This is a genomic window from Acidocella aquatica, from assembly GCF_030160635.1.
GTDB classification, from domain to species: domain Bacteria; phylum Pseudomonadota; class Alphaproteobacteria; order Acetobacterales; family Acetobacteraceae; genus Acidocella; species Acidocella aquatica.
Map to the genome: position 1 here is coordinate 1 of NZ_BSOS01000009.1, position 13,002 is coordinate 13,002.

At 59.7% G+C, this 13,002-nt stretch carries 17 protein-coding genes and 1 tRNA gene; 15 read left to right on the plus strand and 3 right to left on the minus strand.

All coding sequences use genetic code 11. From position 1 onward, the window contains the following. Positions 1-172: 172 nt before the first annotated feature. Positions 173-1,732, minus strand: a complete 1,560-nt coding sequence (locus QQJ84_RS03775) for a DUF6538 domain-containing protein (RefSeq protein ID WP_348522662.1) — start codon at positions 1,730-1,732, stop codon at positions 173-175. A gap of 208 nt (positions 1,733-1,940) precedes the next feature. Between QQJ84_RS03775 and QQJ84_RS03780 the strand changes: the two genes are divergently transcribed. The 13 genes from QQJ84_RS03780 to QQJ84_RS03835 all read left to right on the plus strand — a co-directional run bounded on the left by QQJ84_RS03780 (position 1,941) and on the right by QQJ84_RS03835 (position 10,209). Next, the gene (locus QQJ84_RS03780; protein WP_284256679.1) at positions 1,941-3,233 is read left to right on the plus strand and encodes a tyrosine-type recombinase/integrase; all 1,293 of its coding nucleotides are present in this window, start codon (positions 1,941-1,943) and stop codon (positions 3,231-3,233) included. Between the two features lie 334 nt (positions 3,234-3,567). Next, positions 3,568-4,242 (plus strand): hypothetical protein, encoded by a 675-nt coding sequence (locus QQJ84_RS03785; RefSeq protein WP_284256680.1) that lies wholly within the window; start codon positions 3,568-3,570, stop codon positions 4,240-4,242. A gap of 75 nt (positions 4,243-4,317) precedes the next feature. Next, entirely contained in the window at positions 4,318-4,512 is a 195-nt protein-coding gene (locus QQJ84_RS03790) for a helix-turn-helix domain-containing protein (protein WP_284256681.1), read from the plus strand. Between the two features lie 62 nt (positions 4,513-4,574). Then, on the plus strand, positions 4,575-4,778 hold the full coding sequence (locus QQJ84_RS03795) for a hypothetical protein (protein WP_284256682.1): 204 nt from the start codon (positions 4,575-4,577) through the stop codon (positions 4,776-4,778). After that, positions 4,775-5,080 (plus strand): hypothetical protein, encoded by a 306-nt coding sequence (locus QQJ84_RS03800; RefSeq protein ID WP_284256683.1) that lies wholly within the window; start codon positions 4,775-4,777, stop codon positions 5,078-5,080. The genes QQJ84_RS03795 and QQJ84_RS03800 overlap by 4 nt, the downstream gene beginning before the upstream one ends. Beyond that, complete coding sequence (locus tag QQJ84_RS03805) at positions 5,077-7,617, plus strand: DUF927 domain-containing protein (RefSeq protein WP_284256684.1); 2,541 nt, start codon at positions 5,077-5,079, stop codon at positions 7,615-7,617. Before QQJ84_RS03800 ends, QQJ84_RS03805 begins: the two co-directional genes overlap by 4 nt. Positions 7,618-7,691: 74 nt before the next feature. Then, positions 7,692-7,853, plus strand: a complete 162-nt coding sequence (locus QQJ84_RS19420) for a ribbon-helix-helix domain-containing protein (protein WP_408861733.1) — start codon at positions 7,692-7,694, stop codon at positions 7,851-7,853. After that, complete coding sequence (locus QQJ84_RS03810; RefSeq protein WP_284256685.1) at positions 7,850-8,215, plus strand: hypothetical protein; 366 nt, start codon at positions 7,850-7,852, stop codon at positions 8,213-8,215. The genes QQJ84_RS19420 and QQJ84_RS03810 overlap by 4 nt, the downstream gene beginning before the upstream one ends. A 3-nt stretch (positions 8,216-8,218) precedes the next feature. Beyond that, on the plus strand, positions 8,219-8,539 hold the full coding sequence (locus tag QQJ84_RS03815) for a hypothetical protein (protein ID WP_284256686.1): 321 nt from the start codon (positions 8,219-8,221) through the stop codon (positions 8,537-8,539). Continuing rightward, positions 8,506-9,168, plus strand: coding sequence for a hypothetical protein (locus QQJ84_RS03820; RefSeq protein ID WP_284256687.1), 663 nt, complete (start codon positions 8,506-8,508; stop codon positions 9,166-9,168). The genes QQJ84_RS03815 and QQJ84_RS03820 overlap by 34 nt, the downstream gene beginning before the upstream one ends. Before the next feature lie 84 nt (positions 9,169-9,252). Further along, a complete protein-coding gene (locus QQJ84_RS03825; RefSeq protein WP_284256688.1) occupies positions 9,253-9,684 on the plus strand; it encodes a DUF5681 domain-containing protein in 432 nt (143 codons plus the stop codon). Then, a complete protein-coding gene (locus QQJ84_RS03830; RefSeq protein WP_284256689.1) occupies positions 9,681-9,878 on the plus strand; it encodes a hypothetical protein in 198 nt (65 codons plus the stop codon). The genes QQJ84_RS03825 and QQJ84_RS03830 overlap by 4 nt, the downstream gene beginning before the upstream one ends. 109 nt (positions 9,879-9,987) lie before the next feature. Next, positions 9,988-10,209 carry a hypothetical protein gene (locus QQJ84_RS03835; RefSeq protein WP_284256690.1) on the plus strand — a complete coding sequence of 74 codons (222 nt, stop codon included), beginning with the start codon at positions 9,988-9,990 and terminating at the stop codon, positions 10,207-10,209. Positions 10,210-10,323: 114 nt separating this feature from the next. Here the strand turns inward: QQJ84_RS03835 and QQJ84_RS03840 are convergent. Continuing rightward, positions 10,324-10,399 (minus strand) — tRNA-Glu (locus QQJ84_RS03840). Between the two features lie 96 nt (positions 10,400-10,495). Next, positions 10,496-10,837 (minus strand): hypothetical protein, encoded by a 342-nt coding sequence (locus QQJ84_RS03845; RefSeq protein WP_284256691.1) that lies wholly within the window; start codon positions 10,835-10,837, stop codon positions 10,496-10,498. Between QQJ84_RS03845 and QQJ84_RS03850 the strand changes: the two genes are divergently transcribed. Together QQJ84_RS03850 and rpoH are read left to right on the plus strand one after the other, a co-directional pair. Continuing rightward, positions 10,822-11,808, plus strand: a complete 987-nt coding sequence (locus QQJ84_RS03850; protein WP_284256692.1) for an RluA family pseudouridine synthase — start codon at positions 10,822-10,824, stop codon at positions 11,806-11,808. The genes QQJ84_RS03845 and QQJ84_RS03850 overlap by 16 nt on opposite strands. Positions 11,809-12,055: 247 nt before the next feature. Beyond that, a complete protein-coding gene (rpoH, locus tag QQJ84_RS03855; protein ID WP_284256693.1) occupies positions 12,056-12,955 on the plus strand; it encodes an RNA polymerase sigma factor RpoH in 900 nt (299 codons plus the stop codon). Positions 12,956-13,002 lie beyond the last annotated feature (47 nt).

The window sequence follows — 13,002 nt, forward strand, 5'->3', positions numbered from 1 at the left end:
ACCTGGGCTAAGGCAACGCCATCAACACATGCACCAATCCCGCGAAGCGGGTTCGTTCCACGGCCCGACCCTGCCGTACTCTACCCTTCATCTCCGCGTCCAACCCAGTCGCCAACGAGTCAGGATAGGATAATATGATATGCCAGGCCAGCCGGGATGTTTGGTTCGCGGTTTACTGCCATAGATGCTGAAGGGATACGTGAGGTTTTACTCCAGCTAAAAACAACCGGGCTTCATCGGCGCTGAGGTCTCTGCCATAACCTGCCCCGACCTTCCCGCTGGAATGCCCAAAAATTTTATCGCACAATTCGTCGCCTATATTTCCCGCTCGCAACATTTGTCGGAAACTATGCCGCAATGAGTACAAGGCGAGTGTGGGGTCCTTCGTGACGGTCTTATCCAAATACCGGTTTAAAAATTTGGACCATGCAGGCGCGCTCTTTTGCTTAACATCCGGTTGAACCAGGGTGAACCCTCGGGCGGACTGCTTGGCAGCCCATTCGACTATACCCATCTTCAGAAGGTCTCCAAGAAGTGGGATCAACCGGGGTGCGGCAGGAGTTTTGGTGCCAACCTTACGAAGATCCATACAAAGAACGTCGTCTACCCATACGAACTGCGAAGGCGCCATTGCGATTTCCTCTGTTCGAGCACCTGTTAGAGCTGCAATAGCTAAAAACCAACGGGTTGCTTCCTCGCTTGGACTACATTCTTCCGTAAAGAGTCGGCTGTGAAACAACATTGACACTTCGCTCTGGGTGAAAGCCCGACGATCTTCATCGCCCATCCGTTCTTCCTTCGTTAAGCTTCGGATGCTCACCTTTTCAAAACCATCGTCCTCCACACTGCCTGCAGCAACCGCCCAGCTCATGAACGTCTTAATATGCCCGACGCTGCGTTGGATTGTTGCATGACTTAACTTCCCGCCACGGGGATTTTCCTTATCACGCAGAAAGTCCGCGAAAACCTTGACGTCTCCCCGACGAATGTCCCTAATGGCTTTATCGCCGATTAGCTTGATCCATATGTCAAACGCCTGATCATAGCTCCAAATTGTTTTTTTCTCGAGATCGGGTTTATCGCGCATGAACGCTGTGCGAAGGGTATGCCAAACAGGAGAGGATGGGATTAAATTCCTGGGACGTGCTTCCTCCACGGTATGCGTTGATATGATCGAAGGTGGCATTTCGACCGAGACAGTTTCATTTGTCATTTGTGTATAGTGTGGGTGGTCTACCTGCCTTGTTAACATGGGAGCAGGCTGTGGCGCGGATGCCATCTCCCAGACTGCCGTATCGCCGGGAACCATCTGAGCCTGAACACTTGTGACCATCGCTTTGAGCTTGAGATTGAATTCTATGCGGAGTTCTTCGACACCCATTTGATATTGGCGCCCCAACTCAAACGCTCCCAGCGCCAGCAATTCTGCCGGGCTTTGATCCGTTCGATCAGTGTTGAGTTCGTGTGTCATCCTAAGACGCAGTGTCTCAAGAAAACATGCAAGTGAGAAAAACAATCTCGATGCGTTTATTTTTGCATTATGAGCATCACTGGTACCAAGTGATGCAATTAAATGAGTTCGACGTAAAATCAGGCCCAGATCGGTCGGCAACCGCATACGGAAGTAGTACCGGTTTCGCCTCTTCACGACGTATGAACAACACCCCATTTTTGGCTTCCCGCGTGTGCACAAGTGAGTGTCACAAGCGCGGGACGACACAAAAATAACCATGGCTTTTCAATTGGTTGCAAGCCTTGGCGTCCCGTAGGGGATTCGAACCCCTGTCGCCGCCGTGAAAGAGCGGTATCTAGCGTCCTCTAGCGTTCCATACTGTTCAATAAAGCGTTGTAAACCCTAAAGTTTAATCCCCTATTATCCCGTTGCGTTCTGTACCGTATATCCCGTATATATCCCGCACGGCATATTTTAGGGCGGTGACATGGCGCGCAAGAGTAGGGATGAGGTTTTAGACAACAGATCGGCGCGGCTGCGGTTGCCGGTGCGGAAGGAGCCGTTCTGGCGCAACATTCAGGAGGGGCGCGCGCTGGGCTACCGGCGGATTGCAGGCGGGAAGTCTGGCACCTGGATTGCCCGCCATTATGTAAAAGGCAGAACCCCCCGCAATCTGTTTCAGGCTTTGGGCAGCGCCGATGACTACCTAGACGCCGACGGCGACGGCACCTTGAGCTATCAGCAAGCCTATGACGCGGCGGGAGCTTGGTTTGCCACGCTCTCCAAGAAAGAGCCGGTGAGACAGATCACCGTTGCCGAGGCGATGACGCACTATATGACGCACTACCGCGCCAAGGGCGGGAAGGCCGAGCGGGAAACGCAATTCACGGTTGATGCTCATATCCTGCCAAGCCTGGGCAAGCGGCTGGTTGACGATCTCACGGCTGGAATCATTAAAGCCTGGCGTGACAAGCTGGCGACGGCACCGGCACGGCTTAGAGCCAGCGCCGACGGCACCCCCAAGAGCCGGGCAACGCTAGATGCAGCCGGGAAACGGGCAAGGCGCAGCACGGCAAACCGAATCATGACCACGCTCAAGGCGGCGCTAAATTTGGCGTATCGCGACGGGCTGGCGCAATCGGATGACGCATGGCGGCGCGTTCAACCGTTTCATGGCGTGGACGCTGCAAAGGTGCGCTGGCTGACCGATGACGAAGCCGCCCGCCTGGTGAACGCCACGCAAGGCGCTTTCCGCAACCTGGTTGTGGCGGCGCTGCTGACCGGATGCCGCTATGGCGAATTGTGCAATCTTCGCGTGGCCGATCTGGACCTTGTGGGCGGACGTGCCACGGTTCGGGAAGCCAAGGCAGGCAAGCCCCGCGTCGTCACCTTAACCGCTGAGGCGGTGCAGCTATTCACCACGGCCAGCGCAGGCAAGCCCCGCAATGCTTTGGTGCTGCCCCGTGACGACGGCGAGCAATGGCTTAAAAGTCATCAATCCCGCCGCCTATCAGATGCCTGCAAGCTGGCTGGCATTGCCCCCGCAATCGGGTTTCATATCCTCCGCCACACCCACGCCAGCCGCCTAGCACAAGCCGGGGTGAGCATGAGCGTAATCGCCGCGCAGCTAGGCAACAGTGAAGCCATATGCAGCAAACACTATGCACACCTCGCCCCCTCATATCTGGCCGAGGCTATGCGCGCCGGGTTCGCCGATACGGGCTTAGTCCCGCAATCAAATGTAACGCCGCTGGCTAAATCCACAATGAAAGGTAAGTAATGCTGACCTATTTTTCAAAGCCGGAAACATCTTCTTTGTGGTGTTTGAGGTGTTTGAAGTGTTTGAACACAAATAAACGGCGGCTTTCTGCGGTTTTTGGGGGAATAAATTTCAAACACCTTAAATATGGACAGGTGTTTGAGGTGTTTGAAAACAAGATTGCGGAACTTCTTAACCGTCAAAACTGGCGGCTTTCTGCGGTTTTTTATGATTGTGGAGGTGAAACACCATGCCGGTGAACCGCGCAGGGCCAAGCCCAAAACGCAAAAGGCCGGGAGGTGCAGCGAACACCAGCCCGGCCAAAGAAAACCCCGAACCACTGGAAGGAACGAAGATGAATCACGATACCACGCCCGCCGAATCCGTCAAAACCGTTTTCCGCGCATTAAGGCCGGAGTTTGACGCGCCGGAACTGAGTGAATGGGCGAGGCTTTGCACCTCGTTAATCACCTCCCATCAACATCATGAGGCGGGGGTTGAATATGACGGCGCGCCTTCTGGCTTCGCCGCCGCTGAGCAATCCCTTGGTGCGGTTATCGAGTACCTGAGTAACGCGCCGGGACTGCTTCAGGCGGGCGCGCTTCTTCCGTTGGGGCGGCTATTAGAGGCGCTGCGCGATCTTGATGAGGGCCGGAAAGTACCGCTTTTGGCAACCCGTACCGCCAGCAAACGACCGACAACAGCCCGCCGACGTGCCGCAATGATCGGGATGGCAGCGCGGTGCATGACCGAGCTTGTGGATAGTGGCGACACTGTTCCGTTGGCCGCAAAGAAAGTTTGCGCCGCCCTGAAAGCTGGCGAGGCAATCGACTGGAAAAAACTCACAGTGCAAACTGTCCAAAACTGGCGCGCGCGGTGCGAGGAAGGAGAAGGGGCCGACATCGCCCCTCATGCGCTGCTGCGCTACCGCGAGCCTTTGCCCCCCGGAATGGGCGACACGCCCGCGCTACGGGCAAAGAGTCTCTTGCTGGTTTTGTCAGAAGCTAAACGGCGAGGGCTTGGGGAATAAATCTCGGAAACCCCCCATGTTTTCGCGTGATGTACCGCGGGACAACCGGGGAACCAACCAGACAGGAGCCACCCCATGCCCATCGCCCTAACGATTGAAAACGCAACTGAACAATCAGGACTTTCCCGCAGCCGCCTCTATCTTTTGATTGCGGAAGGGAAACTGGAAGCCCGCAAGGCCGGGAAAAGAACCCTCATTCTTGGCGAATCATTGCGGCAATATATCGAGAGCCTGCCCGCTGCCCCCATTACCGCCCGCGCCGCCGCCTGACTCCCAAACAAAGAAAAACCGCCCCGTTTTCCCCCGAGGCGGCTTAGAAAGGCTTATCGAACATGCCCAAATTACCCCAAACCCCCGCCGATAACAAGCGCAATCTTCGCCCCCTAGACCTAAAACGCGCCGCCGCGCATCTGCTTTCCCGCGCCGAGTGGCTGCGCCGCCGCCGTGAGCCTGACCCCCGATGCCGCGCCGTTCAACTGGCCGATGCCGCCGAGTGTTGCCGCCTGGCCGCAGCTCTCACGGGAGGCAAAAAATGAGCGATACCGTAGACTTCTCCGCCGTCAACCGCGCCGCATTGGCGAACTTCCCTGCCATCGTCTCGCGCTGGTTGCCGGGCGGCCGCTTTGCCGGTCAAGAATACACCGCCCGCAACCCGCGCCGGAATGACCGGACGGAAGGCAGTTTCCGCATAAACGCCAATACCGGGGCTTGGTCTGACTTTGCGACCGGCGACAAGGGGGGCGACCCCGTGAGCCTCGCGGCGTATCTGTTCAGCATGAACCAGCCGGACGCGGCGCGAAAAATGGCCGTAATGCTTGGTTTGGAGGCCGTAAAATGAACGAGCTTTCCGCCGACGGCATTACGCCGGACCCCTTCGCACCGTTTACAGAGGCCCCGAAAACCAGCGGCTTCCCCGACTTCACCGCCGCCGTTGCGGCGGTTGCTGAACGCCTCGCCATGCCGGAAATTTGGGAGCCGCAATGCCCGGCACCGGCTGAACCGCCCGAGAGCGTGAAACATTGGCAGCACGGGGATTCCGTGGCGCGCTGGGACTATCGCACCGCCGACGGCGCGCCGATCTTCTCGGTGTATCGGTTCAATACCGCCGATGGCGGCAAGCAAACCCTCCCCTACACCTACGGGCGGCGCGCATGGACCGACAAAAATGGGTTGCGGCGAGACGCCACCGGCTGGCACTGGAAACGCCCATTGCCCCCGCTGCCACTCTACGGCCTGGACCGGCTGGCTGCGCGCCCCGAAGACCCGGTGTTGATTGCGGAAGGTGAAAAATCAGCCGATGCAGCGGCAAAGCTGTTTCCTAGTTATGTGGCGATCACTTCATGCGGCGGGAGTAATTCGGCCGGCAAAGCTGACTGGACGCCATTAGCTGACCGCATGGTGACGATCTGGCCGGACCATGACGACGCCGGAACCGATTATGCCCGCGCCGTTACGCGCCTTGCCGGAGAAGCTGGCGCGGCTGAAATCCGCATTGTGAGCGTGCCGGAACTGTTTCCGCCCGGCTGGGATGTGGCCGATGATCTGCCCGAAGGCGAAGGCCCGGACGTGCTGGCCGAGTTGCTGGCCGGTGCGGCGCTGGCTGAACCGCCGTTCAAAATGCCGGACGGGTATTCCTGGGAAAAAGGGCAGCTATGGTTTCAGCCGGGTCAACAAAAGGATCGTTCATGGCCTGAGAAGGTTTTTGTCTGCGGTCAGTTTGACGTTTTGGGCGAGGCGCGAACATCAAACGGCACCGGCTGGAGCGTGTTTCTGCGCTGGCTCGACCGCGATGGACGGCGGCATGAATGGGCCATGCCTAAAAGTTTGCTGCATCGTGAGGGCAATTTAATTGCGGAAACGCTGACCGATGCCGGGCTTGTGTGCGGTATCGGCCAAGCGCACGGGCTGCTTAAAGACTTCCTGGCGCGGGTTTATTCTTCACGCCGGTTTGAATGTGTGGACCGCACCGGCTGGCACGAAGCCGAGGGAAAGCCGGTTTTTGTCGCGCCTTGGGGCAAAGTTTACGGCGAAGGCGCGGCGAACATCGTTTTACAGTCTGAGCGGATAGTTAGCGCCGAGAGCTTCAAAACCGCTGGCACGCTGAAACAGTGGCAGGATGAGCTTGCACAATTCGCAATCGGCAATGATCGAGTGGCGCTGTTCATGGCAGCGGGGTTTGCAGGCCCGCTTCTGGAATTCATGGGCCAGGACTCGGGCGGCTTGCACCTGGTTGGCGCTTCACAATGCGGCAAAACAACATGCGCCCTTGCTGCTGGTTCAGAATGGGGGCCTGGCACGCGACGCAACGGACAGGTGCGGTCCTGGAAAACCACCGCGAACGGCTTGGAAGGAGTGGCGGCGGAAACAAGCGATTGCTTGTTGATTCTAGATGAAATCGGGCAGGCGGATTCTAAAGAGGTTGGCGATACTACCTATATGCTTGCAAACGAGACCGGCAAAGGCCGCGCCGGGCGAGGCGGTGAAGCCCGCCGTCGTCAAACCTGGCGCAGCCTGTTTCTTTCAACTGGTGAACTCACTCTCGCGGCGAAAATTGGCGAGGCAGGCAAGCGCACAATGGCCGGGCTTGAAGTGCGGCTTGTCAATCTGCCTGCCGATGCCGGGGCCGGGTATGGCGTGTTTCAAGAGCTTCACGGCTTCGACAACGCCCGCGATCTGGCGACACAAATCAGCGGCGCGGCGGCAAAGTATTACGGCACGGCGGCGCGGGCTTTCCTGGCGAAGTTGACGGATAATCGGGCGAAAGATGAAGGCGGTCTGACTGCCGATCTTAAGGGGCTACGCGACAAATTCATGAAAGACAATTGCCCCGCCGACGCCGACGGCCAGGTTAAATCCGTTTGCAGCCGGTTTGCACTGATAGGCGTGGCGGGTGAACTGGCGCGGGTTTATGGTGTGCTGCCCTGGCCCAAAAACGAGGCGTTGCGGGCGGCTGGCGCGTGTTTCAAGGCATGGCTGGCCGAGCGCGGCGGTAGTGGCGCGGGTGAAGATTCGGCGGCGCTGGCGCAGGTTCGCGCGTTCCTGGAAGCGCACGGGGCAAGCCGGTTTGAGCGGTTGCATGAGACCAATTCCAAAACCGGCGAAAATTACTATCCGCCCGGTGAAATTCGTATTCTGAACCGCGCGGGATTCTCGCGGCTTGTGGGTGACGAACTGCAATTCCTTATCATGCCCGAGGCGTGGCGCAATGAGGTTTGCAAAGGCATGAACTACAAGCAAGTAGCGGCGGTGTTGCGCGACAAGGGGTATTTGAAAGAATCCGCCGACGGCAAAAACTCGCAATCAATCCATATTGGCGGGCATGGTCAAATGAGGTTTTACGTCGTCACCGCTGATATTATGGGCGGTGACGCATGACCCACGCCCGCAACGTTGCAAACTCAATGTTAGTTTTGCTTGTGTATTTGGGGCAATTCGGTTATTATTGTTAAATGATCGAATCGGCCCCTACATCCCTGAATCTCCCCCGCGACCTGGTGCAGCGCATTGACGAAACCGCCGCCCGCGCGGGGGTTAGCCGTTCCGCCCTGGTGCGGAAAATTCTTGCAGTTGCCATTAACCCCATCCCGCCAAAGAAAGCCGCCAAAAAATGAGCAAGCCCCCGCGCCTTGGATATGATGACAAGCACGCCTTTGATGCCGCCGCGTTAGGCATCGCCGTTGACCGCGCCGCCAAAAACGCAACCCGCGCGATGGAAGCCCGCCGGGTGGCCCTGAACGAAGTCTCGCGCGTTGTCGCCCCGATGGCGCTGGATGGCGCAAAGAGCGCAGAGGATATTTACGGCATCGGTTTGGACGCGCTGGGGGCAGACCTGCGCGGCGTTCCCCGCGATGGCTACGGCGGCCTTTTCCGGGCAATTCGCCGGGCTGGCACCCCGTCCCCCGCCGCGACAGCTGCCGGTGCTGCTGCGCTGGCCGCAGTGGCACCATCTACTGCCCGTATTCGGAAAGGCTGAGCCATGCGCTACGGTTTGGACGAACTGACCGAGACGTTAACCAAGGCCGCAATGGCGAAGGCGCTGGAAGCTGAAACCGCGCGGCGTGAAGTGTTGCCGTTTCTGGGCGAGACTTTTGGCGGGGATGCCGAGGCCCTTTATAAAGAGGCGCTGGAATCGTGCGGCGTTGACCTGGCCGGGATCCCGCCGGACCATTACCGCAGCATGTTGCGCCTGATTACGCCCGAGGGGAACTTAGCGAAACCGTCATTCGCGCAAGATTCCGCCGCACGGAAAACCCTGGCCGCACAATGCCCGGCAACATCACGAATCAGAAAGGCTTAACGATGGCAAAAGACCCCGCACGCGAAAAACTCCGCCAAGCCATCGCCGCACGGAAGGTGAAGATTGCCCGCCGTGACCAACTCGAAGCCGCGCAAACCCGCGCAACTGCTGCAATCCGCGATGCCGATATTAAAATCACCCAAGCGCAGCGCGAGATAGGCGAAGCGCGCGAGGGCCGGGCAAAAGCCGCAGTTGACGCAATGGTAGCCGGTGGCGACCATGTGGCAGTCATGCCGAGCATCACCCGCCAGCGCGCCGCAATCACGGAGATCGAGGATGCAAAACTTATTGCCGAGCGCGCTCTCGAAAAAATCCGGGATGAGCTGGAGGATATTGAGCAAAGCCTGATTTATAAAATGGCGATTGACGAAGGCATGGCCGAGGTGCTGGCCCCGCATGTTGTGCGGTTGATTGAGCGCACCGATGAGATTGAGCGGATGCAGATTCAAAACCGCGCTGAATTGAATCTGTTTTCCCGCTTCGCGCCTGAGTCCCATCAACATCGGTTAGCCGTGGCCCGAGGGCTGCAATACCGCACTACCCCATTGCCGACACCGGACCTTGCGCCGTGGAAAAAGCTGATTGCGGACCTCGAAAACAACGCCGATGCACCGCTTCCAAAAATCTAAATCGGGCAGGCCAGACCCCCTGGCCGCGATCCCGCCGCCGCTGGGGAACCTTTCGCCCTGGCGGCGGCAATACGGGGGCCGCGCATGACTGATAATTCTGGCCCCAAGCAGGCGGGGCGATTTAAGCCCGGCCAGAGTGGCAACCCGGCTGGGCGACCTAAAGGCGTGCGCCACAAGGCGGTTGAAGCCCTGGACCTGCTGGGCCGGAACGCTTCTGAGGAAATCCTTCTCGCGGTCATCAATTCGGCTAAATCCGGCGATGCCCGAAGCGCCGAGCTGGTGTTGCGGCGTATCTGGCCCGAGGTGAAGAGCCGCCCCGTGGTGCTGCCGCTGGAGCCTGTCACGGATGCCGCCAGCGCCCTTGAAGCCCTGGGCGCGATCACCGCAGCCGCCGCCGATGGCGTCATCACCATAGACGAAGCGCAGGGGCTGGCCGGGCTGATAGAGACCACGCGCCGCACCATCGAGACCGCCGAACTCGAAACCAGAATCGCAGCATTGGAAGCCAAAAAATGAAACCCCTTGAGCGCCGCCTAGCCGCCCTTGAAGCCGCTCTCGCCCCCGCCAGCGCGCCGCTTGTCATCCGCCGAACGATCGTTGACCGGACGCCCGATGGCACGCTGGTTGAAACGCTGTGTTACGAAATAACCGTTGGCAATGTCCGGGTGACGCTCCCCGATAATGGGCGCGATGAACTGCCCCCTGACTGATTGACGCCCCCATATCCGCCAACCAGCCCGGCCATCGTGCCGGGTTTTTTGTGTTTGAAGGGTAAAACACCGGGTTTCAAACACCTCAAACACCTGCCAGAAAACGTGTTTGAAAAAAGTGTTTGGATTTTTTGCAGTAAATATCTGCATCTTTCAATTTCAAACACCTCAAACACCTCAAACACCGTTTTTGCAGCGGGTCCGGCTGAGGTTTGGGAAACACCCCCTTGAGACCGGCATGACCGGCGGCAAGTTGCCCGCGATGGTTGCAACCGGCAATCATGTTGTGGAGGTGCAGCCGGTGAAGGGCTGGCCGGTCACGGGAGCGTGAAAACAGGGGCTTGTCCCGGTCTATTCTAGGCGGTCCCGTTACGTCTATCCCGTATATATCCCGTATCGCCCTAAACGAGCTTGTGGATAACCTTGCTAAGCTGTTGAAATTGCTTGGCGTCCCGTAGGGGATTCGAACCCCTGTCGCCGCCGTGAAAGGGCAGTGTCCTAGGCCTCTAGACGAACGGGACGAGGCACGAGCGCATTAAGCCAGGGGGATAATTTTTACAAGCCATGCGGTGGAATTTTTCGTCCCCTCCACAAAAACACCCCAACAGCCCGCCTTTTCAGCGGGTTGCGCTCAACGCCACGCTCACCCGCCCGCTGGCCGGGTCGACCAGCAGCAGCCGGTCTCCGCCTGGGCCGTTCACCCAAACTGCCACATCGCCCCCTGCCCCGGCGATGCCCGCGATGTGTTCGCCCGGTGCCAGCGCGCCAGCAACCGTGGCCGCCACAGGCGCCCCTGGCGTGGTCAAGGGCGCCACCACCATCGACGCCGCGGGCTTCCTGGCATAGATGCGGTGGATGACTGTCCCAATGACCAGCGCGGTGCCCAGCACAATGAGCAGCCCCATGCCGCCCACCAGCGCCTTCAGCCCCCGTAAATCCGCCTGTGGTTGATCGCGCATACCCACTCCCTGAAATAACCGTCCACGCCACGCCGGAAGATGCCGGCATCCGGCTCGACACCTTCCTGGCAAAAGCCATCGGCACCATCTCGCGCTCCCGCGTCAAGGGCATGATCCTGGAGGGCCTGCTCACGCGCGACGGCGCCATCACCACCGACGCCTCCGAGCCCGTGCGCCCTGGCGCGCTCTACCGTCTCACCCCTCCCGCCCCCGCGCCCGCCACGCCGCAGGGCGAAGCCATCGCGCTCTCCATCCTCTTTGAGGACGAACACCTCCTGGTGCTCAACAAACCCGCCGGCATGGTGGTCCACCCCGCCCCCGGCAACCCGGACGGCACCCTGGTCAACGCCCTCATCGCCCATTGCGGCGAGAGCCTCACCGGCATCGGCGGCGAGCGCCGCCCCGGCATCGTCCACCGGCTCGACAAGGACACCTCCGGCGTCATGGTTGCCGCCAAAACCGAGCTGGCCCACACCCGCCTCTCCGCCGCCTTCGCCGCGCGTGACCTGGAGCGCGAGTACAAGGCCATCTGCTGGGGCGTGCCCAACCCCGCCAGCGGCGCCATCCACGGCGACATCGGCCGCGACCCGCGTGAGCGCAAGCGCATGGCCGTGGTCACCCGCAACGGCAAGCACGCGCTCACCAACTACCGCACCCTGCGCAGCTTCGGCACCGCCGCCGCCCTGCTCGCCTGCCGCCTGGCCACCGGGCGCACACACCAAATCCGCGTGCACCTCGCCCATATCGGCCACCCCCTGGTCGGCGACCCGGTCTATCTCCGCCGCCGCCCGGCCGTCGCCAAAACGCTCAGCCAACCCGCGCTGGACCTCGCCCTAGACTTCCCCCGCCAGGCGCTACACGCTGAAACCCTGGGCTTCACCCACCCCATCACCGGCGTTCCCCTGCGCTTTACCGTCCCGCCCCCGGCCGATTTCCAGACCCTTGCGGATGCATTGCTCGCATGCAGTTGAAACAGGACTAAACCAGTCCATTTTAATTGACGAACCTCTCCGCCGCCCCATAGACTGCCTTATCAAGCCGCCAAACGGTCATCTATCTGGCCGGAGGATTACTGCCTTTTAAGGGGTATCTCCGGTGAATACTGATAAGGATATGTGATCCAGACGGCAGCGATACAACGTATGAAGTATTCAGTTGCCTGCCACGCCGAATTCCTTGGGTGGCACAAACTGAGAAAATTTTAGGAGAATCCACTTTATGGCCTCCATCTCGGCTATCGGCCCCGACACCAGCCTGACCCGGTATATGCAGGAAATCCGCAAATACCCGATGCTGGCGCATGAGGAAGAAGAACGTCTGGCCCGTGCCTGGCGCGAGCGCGGCGACCAAAAGGCCGCGCATACGCTGGTGAACTCGCACCTGCGCCTGGTCGCCAAAATCGCCATGGGCTACCGCGGCTACGGCCTGCCGGTCGGCGAACTCATCTCCGAGGGCAACGTCGGCATGATGCAGGCGGTGAAACGCTTCGACCCCGATCGCGGCTTCCGCCTCTCCACTTATGCGATGTGGTGGATCCGCGCGGCCATTCAGGAATACATCCTGCATTCCTGGTCGCTGGTTAAAATGGGCACCACCGCGGCGCAGAAAAAACTGTTCTTCAACCTGCGCCGCCTCAAAGGCCAGATGCAGGCGATTGACGATGGCGATCTGCAACCCGACCAGGTGGCCAAAATCGCGCATCTGCTCGACGTCCCCGAGCAGGACGTGGTAAACATGAACCGCCGCCTCTCCTCGGCGGACAGCAGCCTGAACGCGCCGATCAAAATGGACGGTGAAGGCGAATGGCAGGACTGGCTGGTTGATGACAGCGAAGGCCAGGAGTCCGAACTCGCCGAACGCGAGGAGCTGACCGGCCGCAAGGCCCTGCTCGCCAACGCGCTCAAAACCCTCTCCGAGCGCGAACGCCACATCCTCTCCGAACGCCGCCTGAAGGACAACCCAACCACGCTGGAAGACCTCTCCCAGCACTACAACGTCTCGCGTGAGCGGGTGCGCCAGATCGAGGTCCGCGCCTTCGAGAAGTTGCAAAAATCGATGAGAACCCAGGTCGCCGAACAGCGCCAGGCGGTGCGGGCCGTGCAGGCGCGGATGGCCTGAGCCCCAGGCGCCCGGCCGCGCCGCACTCCAGCTTTTTATCACAGACC

Coding starts and splice junctions, on each gene's coding strand:
- QQJ84_RS03775 (WP_348522662.1), bottom strand. CDS start 1,732: ATGGTTATTTTTGTGTCGTCCCGCGCTTGTGACACTCACTTGTGCACA.
- QQJ84_RS03780 (WP_284256679.1), top strand. CDS start 1,941: ATGGCGCGCAAGAGTAGGGATGAGGTTTTAGACAACAGATCGGCGCGG.
- QQJ84_RS03785 (WP_284256680.1), top strand. CDS start 3,568: ATGAATCACGATACCACGCCCGCCGAATCCGTCAAAACCGTTTTCCGC.
- QQJ84_RS03790 (WP_284256681.1), top strand. CDS start 4,318: ATGCCCATCGCCCTAACGATTGAAAACGCAACTGAACAATCAGGACTT.
- QQJ84_RS03795 (WP_284256682.1), top strand. CDS start 4,575: ATGCCCAAATTACCCCAAACCCCCGCCGATAACAAGCGCAATCTTCGC.
- QQJ84_RS03800 (WP_284256683.1), top strand. CDS start 4,775: ATGAGCGATACCGTAGACTTCTCCGCCGTCAACCGCGCCGCATTGGCG.
- QQJ84_RS03805 (WP_284256684.1), top strand. CDS start 5,077: ATGAACGAGCTTTCCGCCGACGGCATTACGCCGGACCCCTTCGCACCG.
- QQJ84_RS19420 (WP_408861733.1), top strand. CDS start 7,692: ATGATCGAATCGGCCCCTACATCCCTGAATCTCCCCCGCGACCTGGTG.
- QQJ84_RS03810 (WP_284256685.1), top strand. CDS start 7,850: ATGAGCAAGCCCCCGCGCCTTGGATATGATGACAAGCACGCCTTTGAT.
- QQJ84_RS03815 (WP_284256686.1), top strand. CDS start 8,219: ATGCGCTACGGTTTGGACGAACTGACCGAGACGTTAACCAAGGCCGCA.
- QQJ84_RS03820 (WP_284256687.1), top strand. CDS start 8,506: ATGCCCGGCAACATCACGAATCAGAAAGGCTTAACGATGGCAAAAGAC.
- QQJ84_RS03825 (WP_284256688.1), top strand. CDS start 9,253: ATGACTGATAATTCTGGCCCCAAGCAGGCGGGGCGATTTAAGCCCGGC.
- QQJ84_RS03830 (WP_284256689.1), top strand. CDS start 9,681: ATGAAACCCCTTGAGCGCCGCCTAGCCGCCCTTGAAGCCGCTCTCGCC.
- QQJ84_RS03845 (WP_284256691.1), bottom strand. CDS start 10,837: ATGCGCGATCAACCACAGGCGGATTTACGGGGGCTGAAGGCGCTGGTG.
- rpoH (WP_284256693.1), top strand. CDS start 12,056: ATGGCCTCCATCTCGGCTATCGGCCCCGACACCAGCCTGACCCGGTAT.